This window comes from Aeromonas sp. QDB56 (assembly GCF_027705505.1).
GTDB classification, from domain to species: Bacteria; Pseudomonadota; Gammaproteobacteria; order Enterobacterales; family Aeromonadaceae; genus Aeromonas; species Aeromonas caviae.
Genome location: NZ_JAPDBZ010000029.1, coordinates 1 through 15015 on the forward strand (window position 1 = coordinate 1; position 15015 = coordinate 15015).

Annotated in this window: 15 protein-coding genes and 1 pseudogene; 14 read left to right on the top strand and 2 right to left on the bottom strand. The window is 44.0% G+C overall.

The window, feature by feature from the left end; genetic code table 11:
* On the bottom strand, nt 1-378 hold a 378-nt coding region (locus OKB81_RS06945; RefSeq protein WP_270805157.1), incomplete at its 3' end, for an ISAs1 family transposase.
* A gap of 94 nt (nt 379-472) precedes the next feature.
* A pseudogene (locus OKB81_RS06950) lies at nt 473-784 on the bottom strand (ISAs1 family transposase); the annotation flags it as partial.
* Between the two features lie 194 nt (nt 785-978).
* On the opposite strand from OKB81_RS06950, the gene rfbB reads away from it, so the two are divergent.
* From rfbB to OKB81_RS07020, 14 genes are all read left to right on the top strand, one after another.
* Nucleotides 979-2064: a dTDP-glucose 4,6-dehydratase gene (gene rfbB, locus OKB81_RS06955; RefSeq protein ID WP_270805159.1), complete on the top strand. Its 1086-nt coding sequence runs from the start codon at nt 979-981 to the stop codon at nt 2062-2064.
* Nucleotides 2064-2951 (top strand): dTDP-4-dehydrorhamnose reductase, encoded by an 888-nt coding sequence (gene rfbD / locus OKB81_RS06960; protein ID WP_270805160.1) that lies wholly within the window; start codon nt 2064-2066, stop codon nt 2949-2951. The genes rfbB and rfbD overlap by 1 nt, the downstream gene beginning before the upstream one ends.
* A 123-nt stretch (nt 2952-3074) precedes the next feature.
* The gene (rfbA, locus tag OKB81_RS06965) at nt 3075-3950 is read left to right on the top strand and encodes a glucose-1-phosphate thymidylyltransferase RfbA (protein ID WP_270805161.1); all 876 of its coding nucleotides are present in this window, start codon (nt 3075-3077) and stop codon (nt 3948-3950) included.
* A 126-nt stretch (nt 3951-4076) separates the two neighbouring features.
* Complete coding sequence (rfbC, locus tag OKB81_RS06970; protein ID WP_270805162.1) at nt 4077-4631, top strand: dTDP-4-dehydrorhamnose 3,5-epimerase; 555 nt, start codon at nt 4077-4079, stop codon at nt 4629-4631.
* Complete coding sequence (locus tag OKB81_RS06975; protein WP_270805163.1) at nt 4631-5869, top strand: flippase; 1239 nt, start codon at nt 4631-4633, stop codon at nt 5867-5869. The genes rfbC and OKB81_RS06975 overlap by 1 nt, the downstream gene beginning before the upstream one ends.
* Before the next feature lie 46 nt (nt 5870-5915).
* On the top strand, nt 5916-7136 hold the full coding sequence (locus OKB81_RS06980; protein WP_270805165.1) for an EpsG family protein: 1221 nt from the start codon (nt 5916-5918) through the stop codon (nt 7134-7136).
* A 20-nt stretch (nt 7137-7156) separates the two neighbouring features.
* On the top strand, nt 7157-8056 hold the full coding sequence (locus tag OKB81_RS06985) for a glycosyltransferase family 2 protein (protein ID WP_270805167.1): 900 nt from the start codon (nt 7157-7159) through the stop codon (nt 8054-8056).
* Nucleotides 8057-8064: 8 nt separating this feature from the next.
* Nucleotides 8065-9174: a glycosyltransferase gene (locus OKB81_RS06990; RefSeq protein WP_270805169.1), complete on the top strand. Its 1110-nt coding sequence runs from the start codon at nt 8065-8067 to the stop codon at nt 9172-9174.
* 23 nt (nt 9175-9197) lie between these two features.
* Nucleotides 9198-10235 (top strand): polysaccharide biosynthesis protein, encoded by a 1038-nt coding sequence (locus OKB81_RS06995; RefSeq protein ID WP_270805170.1) that lies wholly within the window; start codon nt 9198-9200, stop codon nt 10233-10235.
* 2 nt (nt 10236-10237) lie between these two features.
* On the top strand, nt 10238-11122 hold the full coding sequence (locus OKB81_RS07000; protein ID WP_270805171.1) for a dTDP-4-dehydrorhamnose reductase family protein: 885 nt from the start codon (nt 10238-10240) through the stop codon (nt 11120-11122).
* Complete coding sequence (gene wecB, locus OKB81_RS07005; RefSeq protein WP_270805173.1) at nt 11107-12243, top strand: non-hydrolyzing UDP-N-acetylglucosamine 2-epimerase; 1137 nt, start codon at nt 11107-11109, stop codon at nt 12241-12243. Before OKB81_RS07000 ends, wecB begins: the two co-directional genes overlap by 16 nt.
* Complete coding sequence (locus tag OKB81_RS07010) at nt 12240-13451, top strand: glycosyltransferase family 4 protein (protein WP_270805174.1); 1212 nt, start codon at nt 12240-12242, stop codon at nt 13449-13451. Before wecB ends, OKB81_RS07010 begins: the two co-directional genes overlap by 4 nt.
* A complete protein-coding gene (locus tag OKB81_RS07015; RefSeq protein WP_270805175.1) occupies nt 13448-14428 on the top strand; it encodes a UDP-glucose 4-epimerase family protein in 981 nt (326 codons plus the stop codon). The genes OKB81_RS07010 and OKB81_RS07015 overlap by 4 nt, the downstream gene beginning before the upstream one ends.
* On the top strand, nt 14422-14979 hold the full coding sequence (locus OKB81_RS07020) for a sugar transferase (RefSeq protein ID WP_244060774.1): 558 nt from the start codon (nt 14422-14424) through the stop codon (nt 14977-14979). The genes OKB81_RS07015 and OKB81_RS07020 overlap by 7 nt, the downstream gene beginning before the upstream one ends.
* Nucleotides 14980-15015: the final 36 nt, after the last annotated feature.

Here is a 15015-nt window from a genome sequence, read left to right on the forward strand (position 1 = left end):
GGTAGATTGGCGACTGTCGCGGTCGTAAGAGCTGCGTAAGGTCTTGCCGTCAATGGCGATCAGCTCACCATCGGTACGCTCTGACGTTGCCTGCATCCAGCGGACAAAGGCGTTTTGAAATTGCTCCGGCTGAATACGGGAGATGATCCTGGCTATGGTGTCGTGAACAGGTAATCCGTTAGGAAACAAGCCATTACGCTGAAACCATTCCAGATGCGCCTCGCCGAATAGCTCAATATCTTCCCAACCTTGGGCGCCACCGATGGCGGCACAGACAGTCAAAAAAACCACATCAAAGAAGGGGTACTCGATTTTAGCTACCTGGCGAGGGTCTTTGAGTTCAGAGAAGAATTGAGTAAATGCAGCATGGTGGTTCATCGCGAAACTCCCGTAAAAGAGAGTATAAGATCACACCCAGATCGGTCGGTCAAATCCTCTTAACATTGCTTCAAAACGTTCACGATCTCGCCCTGCCATCGGTACGCTCTGACGTTGCCTGCATCCAGCGGACAAAGGCGTTTTGAAATTGCTCCGGCTGAATACGGGAGATGATCCTGGCTATGGTGTCGTGAACAGGTAATCCGTTAGGAAACAAGCCATTACGCTGAAACCATTCCAGATGCGCCTCGCCGAATAGCTCAATATCTTCCCAACCTTGGGCGCCACCGATGGCGGCACAGACAGTCAAAAAAACCACATCAAAGAAGGGGTACTCGATTTTAGCTACCTGGCGAGGGTCTTTGAGTTCAGAGAAGAATTGAGTAAATGCAGCATGGTGGTTCATCGCGAAACTCCCGTAAAAGAGAGTATAAGATCACACCCAGATCGGTCGGTCAAATCCTCTTAACATTGCTTCAAAACGTTCACGATCTCGCCCTGGTACTGTACCCTATGAAGAAAAAACCAGATTGATACACAGTAGCAAACCCTAACCAAAAATCTTTCCTTTTCATTAGATTGCAATCGGGAACCTTTTCCATGAAGATCCTTGTAACCGGCGGCGCCGGTTTTATCGGTTCGGCTGTAGTTCGCCATATAATTCGTGACACCCAAGATTCTGTTATCAACCTCGATAAGCTGACCTATGCAGGCAACTTGGAATCCCTGGCTGAGGTCTCGAGCAGCGAGCGTTATGCCTTCGAGCAGGTCGATATCTGCAACCGCGCCGAACTGGATCGGGTGTTTGCCGCCCATCAACCCGATGCCGTGATGCATCTGGCGGCCGAGAGCCACGTCGATCGCTCCATTACCGGCCCTGCCGATTTCATCGAAACCAATATCGTCGGCACCTACATGCTGCTGGAAGCGGCCCGCACCTACTGGAATGGTCTGGACGAGGTTCGCAAGGCGGCGTTCCGCTTCCACCATATCTCCACCGACGAGGTGTATGGCGACCTGCCCCATCCCGATGAAGTTGCCCCCGGTGAGGCGTTGCCCCTCTTCACCGAAACCACCCCTTACGCGCCAAGCAGTCCCTACTCTGCCTCCAAGGCATCGAGCGACCATCTGGTCCGCGCCTGGCGCCGTACTTACGGCCTGCCGACCGTGGTCACCAACTGCTCCAACAACTACGGTCCTTTCCACTTCCCCGAGAAGCTGATCCCGCTGGTGATCCTCAACGCACTGGATGGCAAGCTGTTGCCGGTCTATGGCAAGGGCGATCAGATCCGCGATTGGCTCTATGTGGAAGATCACGCCCGCGCGCTCTATACCGTGGTCACCACCGGGGTGATGGGTGAGACCTATAATATCGGCGGTCACAACGAGAAACAGAACCTGGATGTGGTACACACCATCTGCGACCTGCTCGATGAGATGGTGCCGAAAGCAGGGTCCTATCGTGATCAAATCACCTATGTGGCCGACCGCCCCGGTCACGACCGCCGCTATGCCATCGATGCCAGCAAGATGAGCGTCGAGCTTGCCTGGCAACCGCAAGAGACCTTTGAATCCGGCATTCGCAAAACCGTGCAGTGGTATCTGGATAACCAGCAGTGGGTCAACAACGTGAAGAGTGGCTCCTATCAGTCCTGGATCGAACAGAACTACGGGGAGCGTGCCTGATGCATATTTTGCTGTTTGGCAAGAATGGTCAGGTTGGCTGGGAGCTACAACGTGCACTGGCACCGCTGGGCCGTATCACAGCCGTCGATTTTGACTCGACCGATTATTGCGGTGACTTCAGCAAGCCGGCCGGCGTGGCGGAGACTGTGCGCTTGGTGAAGCCGGATGTCATCGTGAACGCAGCAGCCCACACTGCGGTAGACAAAGCCGAGAGCGAGCGGGAGTTTGCCGAGTTGCTCAACGCCACCAGCGTGGCTGCGATTGCCAAAGAAGCCGAGGCGTTGGGGGCCTGGCTGGTACATTACTCCACCGATTACGTCTTTGATGGCAGTGGTGAACGCCCCTGGGTCGAAAACGATCAAACCGCCCCGCTCAACGTCTATGGGGAGACCAAGCTCGCAGGGGAACAGGCCGCAGCGCTTTGTGCTCGCCATCTCATCTTCCGTACCAGCTGGGTGTATGCCGCCCGTGGCGCCAACTTCGCCAAGACCATGCTGCGCTTTGGCAAGGAACGCAGTGAAATGTCAGTCATCAACGACCAGTTTGGTGCCCCGACCGGTGCCGAGCTGCTGGCCGACTGCACGGCCCACGCGATCCGGACCGCACAACATCAACCTGAGGTGGTAGGGCTCTACCATCTGATCGCCTCTGGCACCACTACCTGGTTTGACTATGCCCAGCTGGTGTTTGCCAAAGCGAGGGCTGCTGGAGTTGAACTGGCGGTCACACAAGTCAACGCCGTCCCGACCAGCGCGTTTCCAACGCCGGCCAAGCGCCCTCATAACTCGCGACTCGATACCACCAAGTTCCAGCGCACCTTCAACCTGCGCCTGCCGGACTGGACTGTCGGTGTCGAACGGATGCTGACCGAGATCCTCGGAAAATAAGACAATAAAGACAGCGTGGGTATACGGTTTCACGCTTCAGCAGGGATAAAACGCAAAATGAGTGTTATGTAAGCGCACTCACTTTGATGGGTTAGATAATTCAAAGATAAGAAATCAAGCACTATGACCAAGCGTAAAGGTATTATTCTGGCCGGTGGTTCTGGCACTCGTCTCTATCCAGTTACCATGGCCGTCAGCAAACAGTTGCTGCCCATCTATGACAAGCCGATGATTTATTACCCGCTGAGCACTCTGATGTTGGCCGGTATTCGCGATATCTTGATCATCAGTACCCCACAAGATACCCCTCGCTTTGAACAGTTGCTGGGCGATGGCAGCCAGTGGGGATTGAATCTGCAATACAAGGTACAACCGAGCCCGGACGGGTTGGCGCAAGCCTTTATTCTGGGTGAAGAGTTTATCGGTGACGACGACTGCGCCCTGGTGCTGGGTGACAACATCTTCTACGGTCACGATTTGCAGAAGCAGCTGGAAGGTGCTGCGGCCAAATCCAGTGGCGCCACAGTGTTTGCTTATCACGTGCATGACCCTGAGCGTTATGGGGTGGTGGAATTTGATAAAGAGGGCACCGCTATTTCTCTGGAAGAGAAGCCACTGGAGCCCAAGAGCAACTATGCGGTTACCGGCCTCTATTTCTATGACAACAGCGTGGTGGAGATCGCCAAGAGTTTGAAGCCATCGCCCCGTGGTGAGCTGGAAATTACCGACGTGAACCGTATCTACCTGGAACAAGGCAATCTGTCGGTGGCGATGATGGGTCGTGGCTATGCCTGGCTTGATACTGGTACTCATGAAAGCATGATTGAAGCGAGCAACTTTATTCAAACTATCGAAACCCGCCAAGGGTTGAAGGTGGCGTGCCCTGAAGAGATTGCCTATCGCCAGAAGTTTATTACTGCCGACCAGGTTCGTGAGCTCGCGGCTCCGTTGGCAAAAAATACTTATGGTCAATATCTGCTGAAGATGGTTGGCAAGTGAATGGGGATTGGCGATCCGGGAGTTGTTGTTAGTATTTCCCGAATCCCGAATCCCGAATCCCGAATCCCGAATCCCGAATCCCGAATCCCGAATCCCGAATCCCGAATCCCGAATCCCGAGAAAAATATGAATGTAATCAAAACAGCTCTTCCCGATGTGCTTATCTTTGAGCCAAAAGTATTTGGTGACGAGCGTGGTTTTTTCTTTGAGAGTTTCAACCACAAGTTGTTTGAAGAGGCGGTAGGATATTCGGTTAACTTTGTGCAGGATAATCACTCCAAATCTTCAAAAGGAGTACTGCGTGGCTTGCACTATCAGTTACCGCCCCATGTCCAGGGTAAGCTGGTGCGCTGTGTGGCTGGTGAAGTGTTCGATGTGGCGGTGGATATTCGCCAAAGCTCGCCCACTTTTGGCCAGTGGGTTGGCGTGCATCTGTCTGCCGAAAACAAGCGCCAGCTATGGATCCCGGAAGGGTTTGCCCATGGCTTTGTCACTTTGAGCGACGCGGCAGAGTTTTTGTATAAGACCACTAACTACTATGCACCACAGAGTGAAGGGGCAATCCGTTGGGATGATCCACAAGTGGGTATTGAATGGCCGATTGAAGGCGAAGTGAGTCTATCCAAGAAAGACCAAGAGGCAGCCAGCTTGATTTATGTAAACAATGCTGAGTTATTTTAATGAGTATATTACGTAATACCGCATGGAATTTTGCGGGATACATATTGCCAACAATAATAACTATCCCGGCACTTGGCTATTTAAGTCGAGTGTTAGGTTTTGAGTTGTTTGGTATTTTTACGCTTTCACTTGCCTTGTTTGGTTACGCAAGTATTTTTGATGCAGGCCTAACTCGAGCAGTAATTAGAGAAGTCTCATACTATCGAAACAATTTCCATGAAAAATTAAAAATAATTGCCACGTCAACAATTGTGGTAAGTTTTTTAGGGTTTATTGGTATGTTAATCATATTGTGCTTAGATAAAAAATGGCCAATATGGTTAAATGTATCAGAAGGTTTTTATACAGACTTACAAGACTCAATGAAATTGTTGGCTGTGATGGTCCCTATTTTTTTGGTCGGGCAAATTTGGTTGGCTATTCTAGAGGGCGAAGAGCGCTTTGCTAATTTAAACTTGCAAAAGACAATCACAGGCAGTGTGCAGGGGGGATTACCCGCACTATTTGTACACTTTAGCCCAACTTTGATGAGCGCTATCTCTGGGTTACTGATTGGGCGTTTATTGGTGATGTTTCTAGCAATTTATACATCGCGCAAAATATTGTTCAGCATGCGTTTTAATATCGATTTTATTGTATTAAAAAGGTTAATCTCATTTGGGGGTTGGATTACCCTAAGTAATATTATTAGTCCAGTAATGAGTTACTTTGATCGATTCATCGCCTCTAATATGTTAGGTGCATCACATATTGCTGCATATACTGCACCATCAGAATTGATTTCTCGTTTAAGTATGGCGCCGGGTGCTTTGTCTAGAGTGATTTTTCCAAAATTGGTTGCGTGTGATAAAGAAGAACGAAATAAAATTAAAACGAAGTCTTTTTATATTATGGCATTGCCGATTCTTGGTCTTTCTATTATTGTCGGGGTTTGGGCTGACAAATGGCTAACCATGTGGCTTGGAAGCAGTTTTTCCAACACCTCACCATTAATTTTACAAATTTTATTGGTTGGGTTTTTTTTCAATTCTCTCGCATTAATTAGCTTTTCCAGTTTACAGGCTAAAGGGCTCTCTAATGTGACTGCATTTGTCCATGCTATAGAGGTGATACCATATTTACTGGCTTTATTTTATGGCATTAAAGAGTTCGGAATGATTGGTGTTGCTGTATGCTGGACCATTAGAGTGTCTCTCGATTTTTTACTTATGTTTTTTCTGGATAAGAAATTCGAATAGTATTTTCGAAAGAGCAAAATCATGAAAAGTATTTTTGGGAGGTATGGTGTATTATTTTACATTCGTATTCTTAATGTTATTTTTAACTTTCATTGAAAATAGTTATAAAAAAGCTATTTTTTTGTCATTTTTTTTGTTTTTTCTATTTTTAGGGTTTAGTTATCCAAGTGGATATGATTTTGTTGGTTATTTTACAAATTACAATTGTTTAGTTAATCATACTTGCAATAGTGACAATTTGATTAAGTTTGAATCTGGTTATAACCTTCTTGTTTTGATTTTCGGGCAACTTGGTTATCAACTAACAATAGTTGCTATTGCCATTTTCAATGTGGTATGCGTATTCAAATTTATTCAGAAGAATAAAATTGGGAATGGTAGTTTTGTTTTTTTTGTACTGCTGACCATGCTTGGGTGGGTTCTTTATATTGAAGCAATAAGACAAGCTATGGCAATGTCGATATTCTTGTATGCAATACAATATCTTTATACTAAAAAAATAGCCAAGTACGTTTTTTTTGTGTTGCTATCTACTATGTTCCATTCGAGTGCAATAATAACGTTATTATTTATTTTCTCCGTAGCGGTTAAATCAAGATGGATTATTTATTTATCTGGTATGGTAATGTTGATTGTGTATTTGTTGTTTATTACCATTCCTAATGAAATCATTTATGGTGCCATTTTATTTTTTAAACTGTTACCTGATTTTATTGGTAATACAGTGGTTGAGAAGTTGAATTTTTACATGATGTCCGATGCCTATAAACCACAGGTGTCAATAGGTATTGGTGCAATTATTGATTTTTCTCTGGTATGCTTGTTTATTATTGCACTGAGAGATTTAAAAAATAATATTCATGATGAGACGTATAATAGAGGCTTTAATATCACCCTTGTAGGTATATTCTTTTATGTTTTTTTTGCAATGCTAATTGGTCGATATATGCCTGTCTTGACTAGAATTGGCTGGTTCGGGATTCCATTCATTATAATTTTATTTTCTCAATACTTTAGGGGGGATGTTTTTTATAAAATTCAATATCATAATCGTTGGCAGCGTGTAATTAGAATTTTAATTGTATCTTTTTTATGTATGCAGTCGTGCAGACCATTGGTGTATGATTACTCTGGTCATGCTGTCTTAAATCAGCAAAGTATATTCGAGAATATGAATGGGCTTGATGATAAGTCCTTAGAAAAGTTATCCCATGACAAATGTGTTTATCTAAGTAATATAGGCTATGGATATTTATGTGGTTGGTAATTACTCATGGAGTATAATTAATGGCCTGTAACTTCGATAATTTTAAAGTTGATATTATATTAGCAAGCTATAATGGTTCTACTTTTATAGAGGAACAACTTTATTCAATTTTGAGCCAAACACATAATAATTTTTCTGTAATTATATCGGATGATGGTTCTACCGATGATACGGTAGAGAAAATATTACGTATAGCCAACGAAGACGATAGAGTTAAATTAGTAAACAAAGAGCGAGTTGGCGGTGTAGCAAAAAATTTCAACAAGGCTCTCAGTTTCAGTGATGCAGATTATGTTATGTTATCGGATCAAGATGATGTGTGGTGCCAAAATAAAATTGAGCTAATGTTGTCATTTTTAATAAAGCATGAAGAACAGCTTGGCGCTAAATCCCCGGTGCTTTGTTATTCTGATCTGATTTTAGTTGACCAAGATTGTAATGTTATTGCGAACAGCTTTTATAAAATAAATAAATACAATCCTATTCATAATCAGGATGTTCATTTTCTATCTTGGCGCTCGACAATATATGGATGTACATGTATTTTTAATAAATCCTGTGCTACTCTGGCTTATCCGTTCCCTAATGGGATACCAATGCACGATCATTGGCTTGCTTTAGTCGCATTAAAGTTTGGTGGACTGTATTTTTTGGATAATCCAACAATTCTTTATAGGCAACATTCGAATAATGTTGTTGGTGGCGCTGCATTTAATAAATCTCTTTTTATGAAGTTAAAAAAAACAAAAAAACTAATTGCTGGAATAAAAATTGCACAGCAAGGCTCTCTTGTTTTGAGAGCGTGGTTAGGTGATGAACGTGGAAAAATTAAATTTTTTGGGGAGTGTATATGGCCATATTTTCATGAGAAGAAATTATACTCTTCTATATTTACTTTTTTTCATTTTTTTGGTAAATAAGTTTTTATATGGATAGATTACAACATAACGAAGTAGGTTTTATTTTAGTTAATGCAACAGCCTTATCCTCCGGTGGTGCACTAACAATTCTCCGGCAATTTGTTACACACGCGGCATTCACGAATAAAAAATATATTATCTTTTCACCCATCGGCGTGTCACTCGAAGTACATGCTAATATTACCTATGTTGAAGTGGATACCAAATCTTGGCTGAGGCGAATTTGGTGGGATAGTTTCGGTTTAAAACGTTATATCAAGCAACATAACATCGAGTCTGAACTGTGTATTTCATTGCAAAATACGTCGGTGAATATTGGCTGCCAACAATTAATTTACTTGCATCAATCTCTCCCCTTTACAACTGTTAAGTATGTTTTTAACAAGCAAACAATAAAATACTTTTTATATAAGTGGTTTTATAAATTTTTTATTCTCTTATTTGTCACTAAGAGCACGCGGTTTGTCGTGCAAACACAGTGGATGAAGGCTGCGCTGGCACAAAGTGGTGTGGCAGAAGGCAATATTTCGGTGTTTACGCCAGATATCAAGTTGCCAGATGGGCATCACAACAAGCGCTCAGAACAAACACAACTGCTAACTTCCGAGCAAGTTACTTTTTTTTATCCAGCTTCATCGCTTTTTTATAAAAATCATTTATTGATTTTGGATGCGTTAGCATTACTTAATACTAGGCAGGTAAACAAGAAATCTCAATTTGCGGTGACATTAGCCATTGGCGATCACCCTGTATTTGATGAAAAAGTGCAGCAGTTAGGGTTAAGTGATAATGTGGTCTATTTAGGCGTAATGTCCTACGAGCAAGTGATTGAGTATTATATTTCAGCCGATGCAGTGTTATTCCCCAGTTATATAGAAACTTTTGGCTTACCACTTGCCGAGGCAGGTGTGTTAGGTAAAAAAATCATCTGTGCGGATTTACCTTATTCCAGAGATGTATTGACAGGTTACCAAGGTGCTAGCTTTTTGGACTATCAAGATGCAACTAAATGGGCAGATGAAATGGAATCTGTTCTTGGGCAGCAAACGGTATTACAATTTTCGCCTTTGTCATTTGCACAGTGTGCAACGTGGAAAGATTTTTTTGATTTTATTTAAATTTTAATGGTGTTGAGGTTGGTATGTTTAAAGATAAAGTCCTTCTTATCACCGGTGGCACCGGTTCTTTCGGCAACGCAGTGCTGCGCCGTTTTTTAAATACGGATATTAAAGAGATCCGAATTTTCTCCCGTGATGAGAAAAAACAGGACGACATGCGTAAATTCTTTAAGTCAGACAAGCTTAAGTTTTATATTGGTGATGTGCGCGACTACCAAAGCGTTGCTAATGCCATGCGTGGGGTGGATTATGTTTACCACGCAGCAGCGTTAAAACAGGTACCCTCCTGTGAGTTCTATCCACTGGAAGCGGTAAAGACCAATGTATTGGGTACTGAAAATGTACTAGAGGCCGCTATCAGCCATGGCGTTGAGCGAGTGGTGTGTTTGAGTACTGATAAGGCGGTATATCCAATCAATGCCATGGGTATTTCTAAAGCGATGATGGAAAAGGTGATTGTTGCCAAGAGCCGTAATCTGGAACACACCAATACCACTATTTGCTGCACTCGCTATGGTAACGTGATGGCATCGCGCGGTTCAGTGATCCCACTGTTTATTCGCCAAGTCGTTAATGGCGATGCCATTACTATCACCGACCCGGCGATGACCCGATTTATGATGACCCTCGATGATGCGGTCGATCTAGTATTGCATGCCTTCGAGCATGGTAAGAATGGCGATATTTTCGTGCAAAAAGCGCCAGCGGCTACCATTGAGATATTGGTAAAGGCCTTGCTGGATATCCTTAATCAACAGCAACATCCGGTGAATGTGATTGGTACTCGTCACGGAGAGAAGCAATTTGAAGCACTCTGTAGTCGCGAAGAGATGTTTGTTGCGCAGGAGCAGGGGCAATACTTTAGGGTGCCTGCCGATAATCGTGACCTTAATTACTCCAAGTATTTTGAAGAGGGTGAGCAAGATCTGTCGCAGATTGAAGATTACAACTCCCATAATACCGAGCGCCTCGATGTAGCCGGGATGAAGCAATTGCTGCGCAAGCTCGACTTTATTCGTGAAATCGAAGCCGGTAATCTAATCGTGCCAGAAGGAGTATAACGGTGAATGTGTTAATCCTGGGTGCTACCGGCATGTTGGGTTACAGCCTGTTTAGCAATTTGGCTGATAACCCAGTATTGAACGTTACGGGCACACTGCGTAGCTTAACCGGCAAGGCGGCTTTTTTTACACATTACCAGAAGCAACTGTTGCATGGTATTGATGTCACCGATATCGCTAGCATTGAACAGGCGATTGTCACTGCCAAGCCAGAGGTGGTGATCAATTGCATTGGCTTGATTAAGCAGCACGATATTGCCAAGCAGCATGTGGCAGCGATTGAAATCAATGCCCTGTTGCCACATCAATTGGCAGCTTTGTGTGACCAATATGATGCGCGGTTAATCCATTTTTCGACCGACTGTGTGTTTGATGGAAAGCAAGGCATGTATCAGGAAACTGACTTGCCGACCGCAACGGATCTGTATGGCAAATCTAAGTGCCTAGGTGAGGTTAACTATGGTCGCCACCTAACCTTGCGCACCTCGATCATTGGCCATGAGTTGGATTCTTCCGTGAGCTTGGTTGATTGGTTTTTAAGCCAATCCGGTACTGTGAATGGTTTTTCCAAAGCGGTGTTTTCTGGATTGCCTACTTGCTATATCGCCAAACTACTGGCTGATAACATTCTGAACAAGCCTGAGATCTGCGGGTTGTATCATCTATCGGTTGAGCCGATTGATAAGCACAGTTTAATCTCGTTGGTGGCCGACATTTATGGCAAAGAAATTGAGATTAATGAGTCAACCCAACTGGTGATTGATCGGTCGCTCGATTCTAGCCGCCTGCGTCAAGCGCTGAATTTGACTGTGCCCAGCTGGCATGAGTTGATTGAATTTATGCATAACGATTATTTGATAAGGTATGTGCCATGCAAAAAAAACTAAAAGTGATGACCATTGTTGGTACTCGCCCGGAAATTATTCGCCTGTCGCGCACTATCGCCAAGCTAGATGAGTTTTGTGATCATACCTTGGTGCATACCGGTCAGAATTATGATTATGAGCTCAATCAAATTTTTTTTGATGATTTAGGTATTCGGGCACCAGATGTTTTTTTAGAGTGTGCCGGTAGCAGCGCCGCCGAAACCATGGCACAAGTAATCAGCAAGTCAGATAAGGTATTTGCCGATTTAAAACCGGATGCACTCCTTATTTTGGGTGATACCAATAGTGCCTTGGCGGCTATTTCTGCCAAGCGTAAGAAAATCCCGATCTTCCATATGGAAGCAGGTAACCGTTGCTTTGATTTGCGGGTGCCGGAAGAGATTAACCGAAAAATAGTGGATCACATTTCTGATGTGAATATGCCTTATAGTGATATTGCGCGTGAATATCTGTTAAACGAGGGAATTAAGCCTGACTTAATTGTTAAAACCGGTAGCCCGATGGATGAGGTGCTGGCGTTTTATCACGATAAAATTCACGCTGCCGATGTGGTAACTCGCCTTTCACTCACTAAGGGGAAATACTTTTTGGTGAGTGTGCACCGTGAAGAGAATGTGGATTCAGATAGAAATATTCACAGTTATGTGAGGGTATTAAACGAACTTGCAGAAAAATACCAATATCCGATTATTGTTTCGACTCATCCGCGTACTCGCAAAAAAATTGAAGCATTGAATTTAACTTTCCATCCTTTAGTTAATTTGTTAAAGCCACTTGGTTTTAGTGATTATGTTCGTCTGCAGATGGATGCCAAGGTAGTGCTAAGCGATAGCGGTACCATTACGGAAGAGTCATCCATCTTGAACTTCCCTGCCATCAATATTCGAGAAGCACAGGAGCGCCCAGAAGGATTTGAAGAAGGGGCTGTGATGTTCACTGGCATGAGTGTTGATCGTATCCTGCAAGCAATTGAAATTTTGGGGCAGCAGCCGCGTGGGGCAACGCGCTTGATCAATAAGGTACAAGATTACATTGCACCGAATGTATCAGACAAAGTGCTGCGCACCATTTTAAGCTACACCGATTATGTTAATCGAGTGGTTTGGAGAAAGTCGCTGTGAAGATTGCCCTGTTCCCTGATGATTATTTACCTGATAGTACTTTAGTGCATGCCAAAATGTTCCATGAATTAGCATTAGAGCTTAAAAGGCTTGGTCATGAGCCGATAATAATTACACCTAGCCATGGTAAACAAACCAAACGCCTTCAGGTCGATTATTTAGATGGTGTAGAAATATGGCGTTTTCGTAACCCACCTATGCGGGGGCAGGGCAAGGTTAAAAGAGTGATAAGCGAAACACTGCTATCGCTTAACGCTTTTTTAGCAATTAAAAATGTCAAGGATGTATCTTCATTCGAACTATGCATTAATTATTCTCCAACTATTTTTTTTGGTCCACTAATGCATTGGTTCAAACGTAAAGTGAAAACATTCAATTATTTAGTGCTGCGAGATATGTTCCCACAATGGGTAATCGATGAAGGGTTAATTTCGGCTAAGTCACCCGTTGCTTCATATTTCCGTTTTTTTGAAAAATTCAATTACAATGCATCCGACTGCATTGGTTTAATGTCACCTGCTAACGTTGATTATTTTAGGGTGCTGCATCCTTACTACAATAATTTACAGGTATTAAGGAACTGGGCTGATATTAATCCAGTCAGTCGTTCGTCACAGCTTATAGACATCAGAAAAACATATGATTTAAATGACAAAGTCATATTCTTTTATGGTGGGAATATCGGTCACGCGCAAGATATGCGTAATTTATTGCGTTTGGTCAAGAATATGGCACCATATTCAAATGCCCACTTTTTGTTTATTGGACAAGGCGATGAATTTGCGTTGGTCAAGCAGGCTATAACTGTTGAAAGCCTTAACAACCTAACGCTGCTTCCTTCAATCAATCAAGATGCCTACAAGGAAGTTTTGACGCAGGTTGATATTGGTTTGTTTTCATTAGCTAAAACACATAAGGCGCATAACTTCCCTGGAAAGTTGCTTGGTTATATGCTTCAGTCTTTGCCTATTCTGGGTAGTGTTAATAAAGGTAATGATGTAATAGATTTCATTAATGGCCAAGGTGCCGGTTGGGCTTGTATTAATGGTGAAGATGAAGAATTGTTAACGGCGGCAATTAATCTTTTAAAAGATAAAGCATTGCGCGTTGAAATGGGTATGCGTGGTTATGAAACGCTTAAAGCTAACTTTTCAGTAGAAGCCGCCGCACAACAGATAATTGATACATTTTTAGAGTCAAAAAAATGACAATATTACTAACCGGTGCCACCGGGTTTGTGGGTAATGCAGTGTTAAAGCAGTTAATGCAGCAACCTGATGTGGCCGTCCGTACCTACGGTCGCCGTGCTCCGGTGGGGGTGAATGCTGACAGTGCTGTCGATGCCAGTGCTCAAGAGATCTGCCATGTGACGGGGGAGATCGGCGCTGTGGCGGATTATGCCCCTGCGTTGGTGGATGTTGATGTGGTCATTCATTGTGCCGCGCAAGCGCATGTGATGAATGATTCAGCGAATAATGGGATAGATATTTATCGGGATATTAATGTTGATGGTACCTTGCACTTGGCACGGCAAGCCATTACCGCGGGCGTGAAGCGTTTTATCTTTATCAGTTCCATTAAAGTGAATGGCGAATCGACCAGCGATAGCCAGCCCTTTACGCATGATTGTGCTGCAGCACCTGAGGATGCCTACGGGCGTTCGAAACAAGCCGCTGAGGATGGGCTACGAACATTGGCAGCTAATTCCAGCATGGAGCTGGTGATTATTCGCCCACCTCTGGTTTATGGGCCCGGAGTTAAAGGTAATTTTTCTTCATTGCTGGCTATTGCTAAAAAGAATCTACCGTTGCCATTGGGGGCTATTCATAATCAACGCAGTATGGTTGCCCTGGATAATCTGGTCGATCTTATTATTATCTGTATCCGTCATCCACAAGCGGTGAATCAAACATTTTTAGTCAGTGATGGGAACGATATTTCAACCTCCCAATTACTTGTGATGATGACCCAGGCGGCGGGTAAGTCGCCACGGTTATTGTCAGTGCCAATGAGTTGGTTAAGGTTGTTGGGACGGGTGACCGGCAAACGGGCTGTGATTGAGCGATTATGTGGCAATCTATTGGTTGATATCAGCTATACCAAAGAGATATTGGGTTGGCAACCACCGATATCGGTAGAGGAAGGTATTAGGCGCTGTTTTATTAAGGATAAAGGAAAATGTTAATTCGAACGCTTGATTTTTGCGCGGCTTTTTTGGGGTTGTTATTTCTTTGGCCTGTTTTGTTGGTCGTTACTCTGATCGGCCTGTTTGATACTGGTTCGCCTATTTTTGTACAAGAGCGGGTGGGGCGTTACAAGAAGCCATTCAAGTTAATTAAATTTCGCACCATGTCGACTGATACCCAGTCTGTGGCGAGCCACTTGGCTAGTACGAGTTCCATTACCAAGCTTGGGGCATTTTTACGCAAAACGAAAATTGATGAACTACCGCAGCTTATCAATGTGCTCAAAGGCGAGATGAGCTTGGTTGGGCCGCGTCCTAATCTCTTTAATCAGGAGGAGCTGATCAAAGAGCGTGATGCATTGGGTGTGTATGAGGTATTACCTGGTATTACCGGTTTGGCACAGGTTCAAAATATCGATATGTCAACTCCGGCATTGCTTGCCAAAACAGATCGGCAGATGATAGATACCCTGACGTTAGCATGCTACTTCCGCTACATCATTATGACGGCAACCGGTAGCGGTGCTGGCGATGCTGTTGGGTCTAAGTAGTGTTACCATGAGTTGTTCTGTTTGATCTTCTTCACC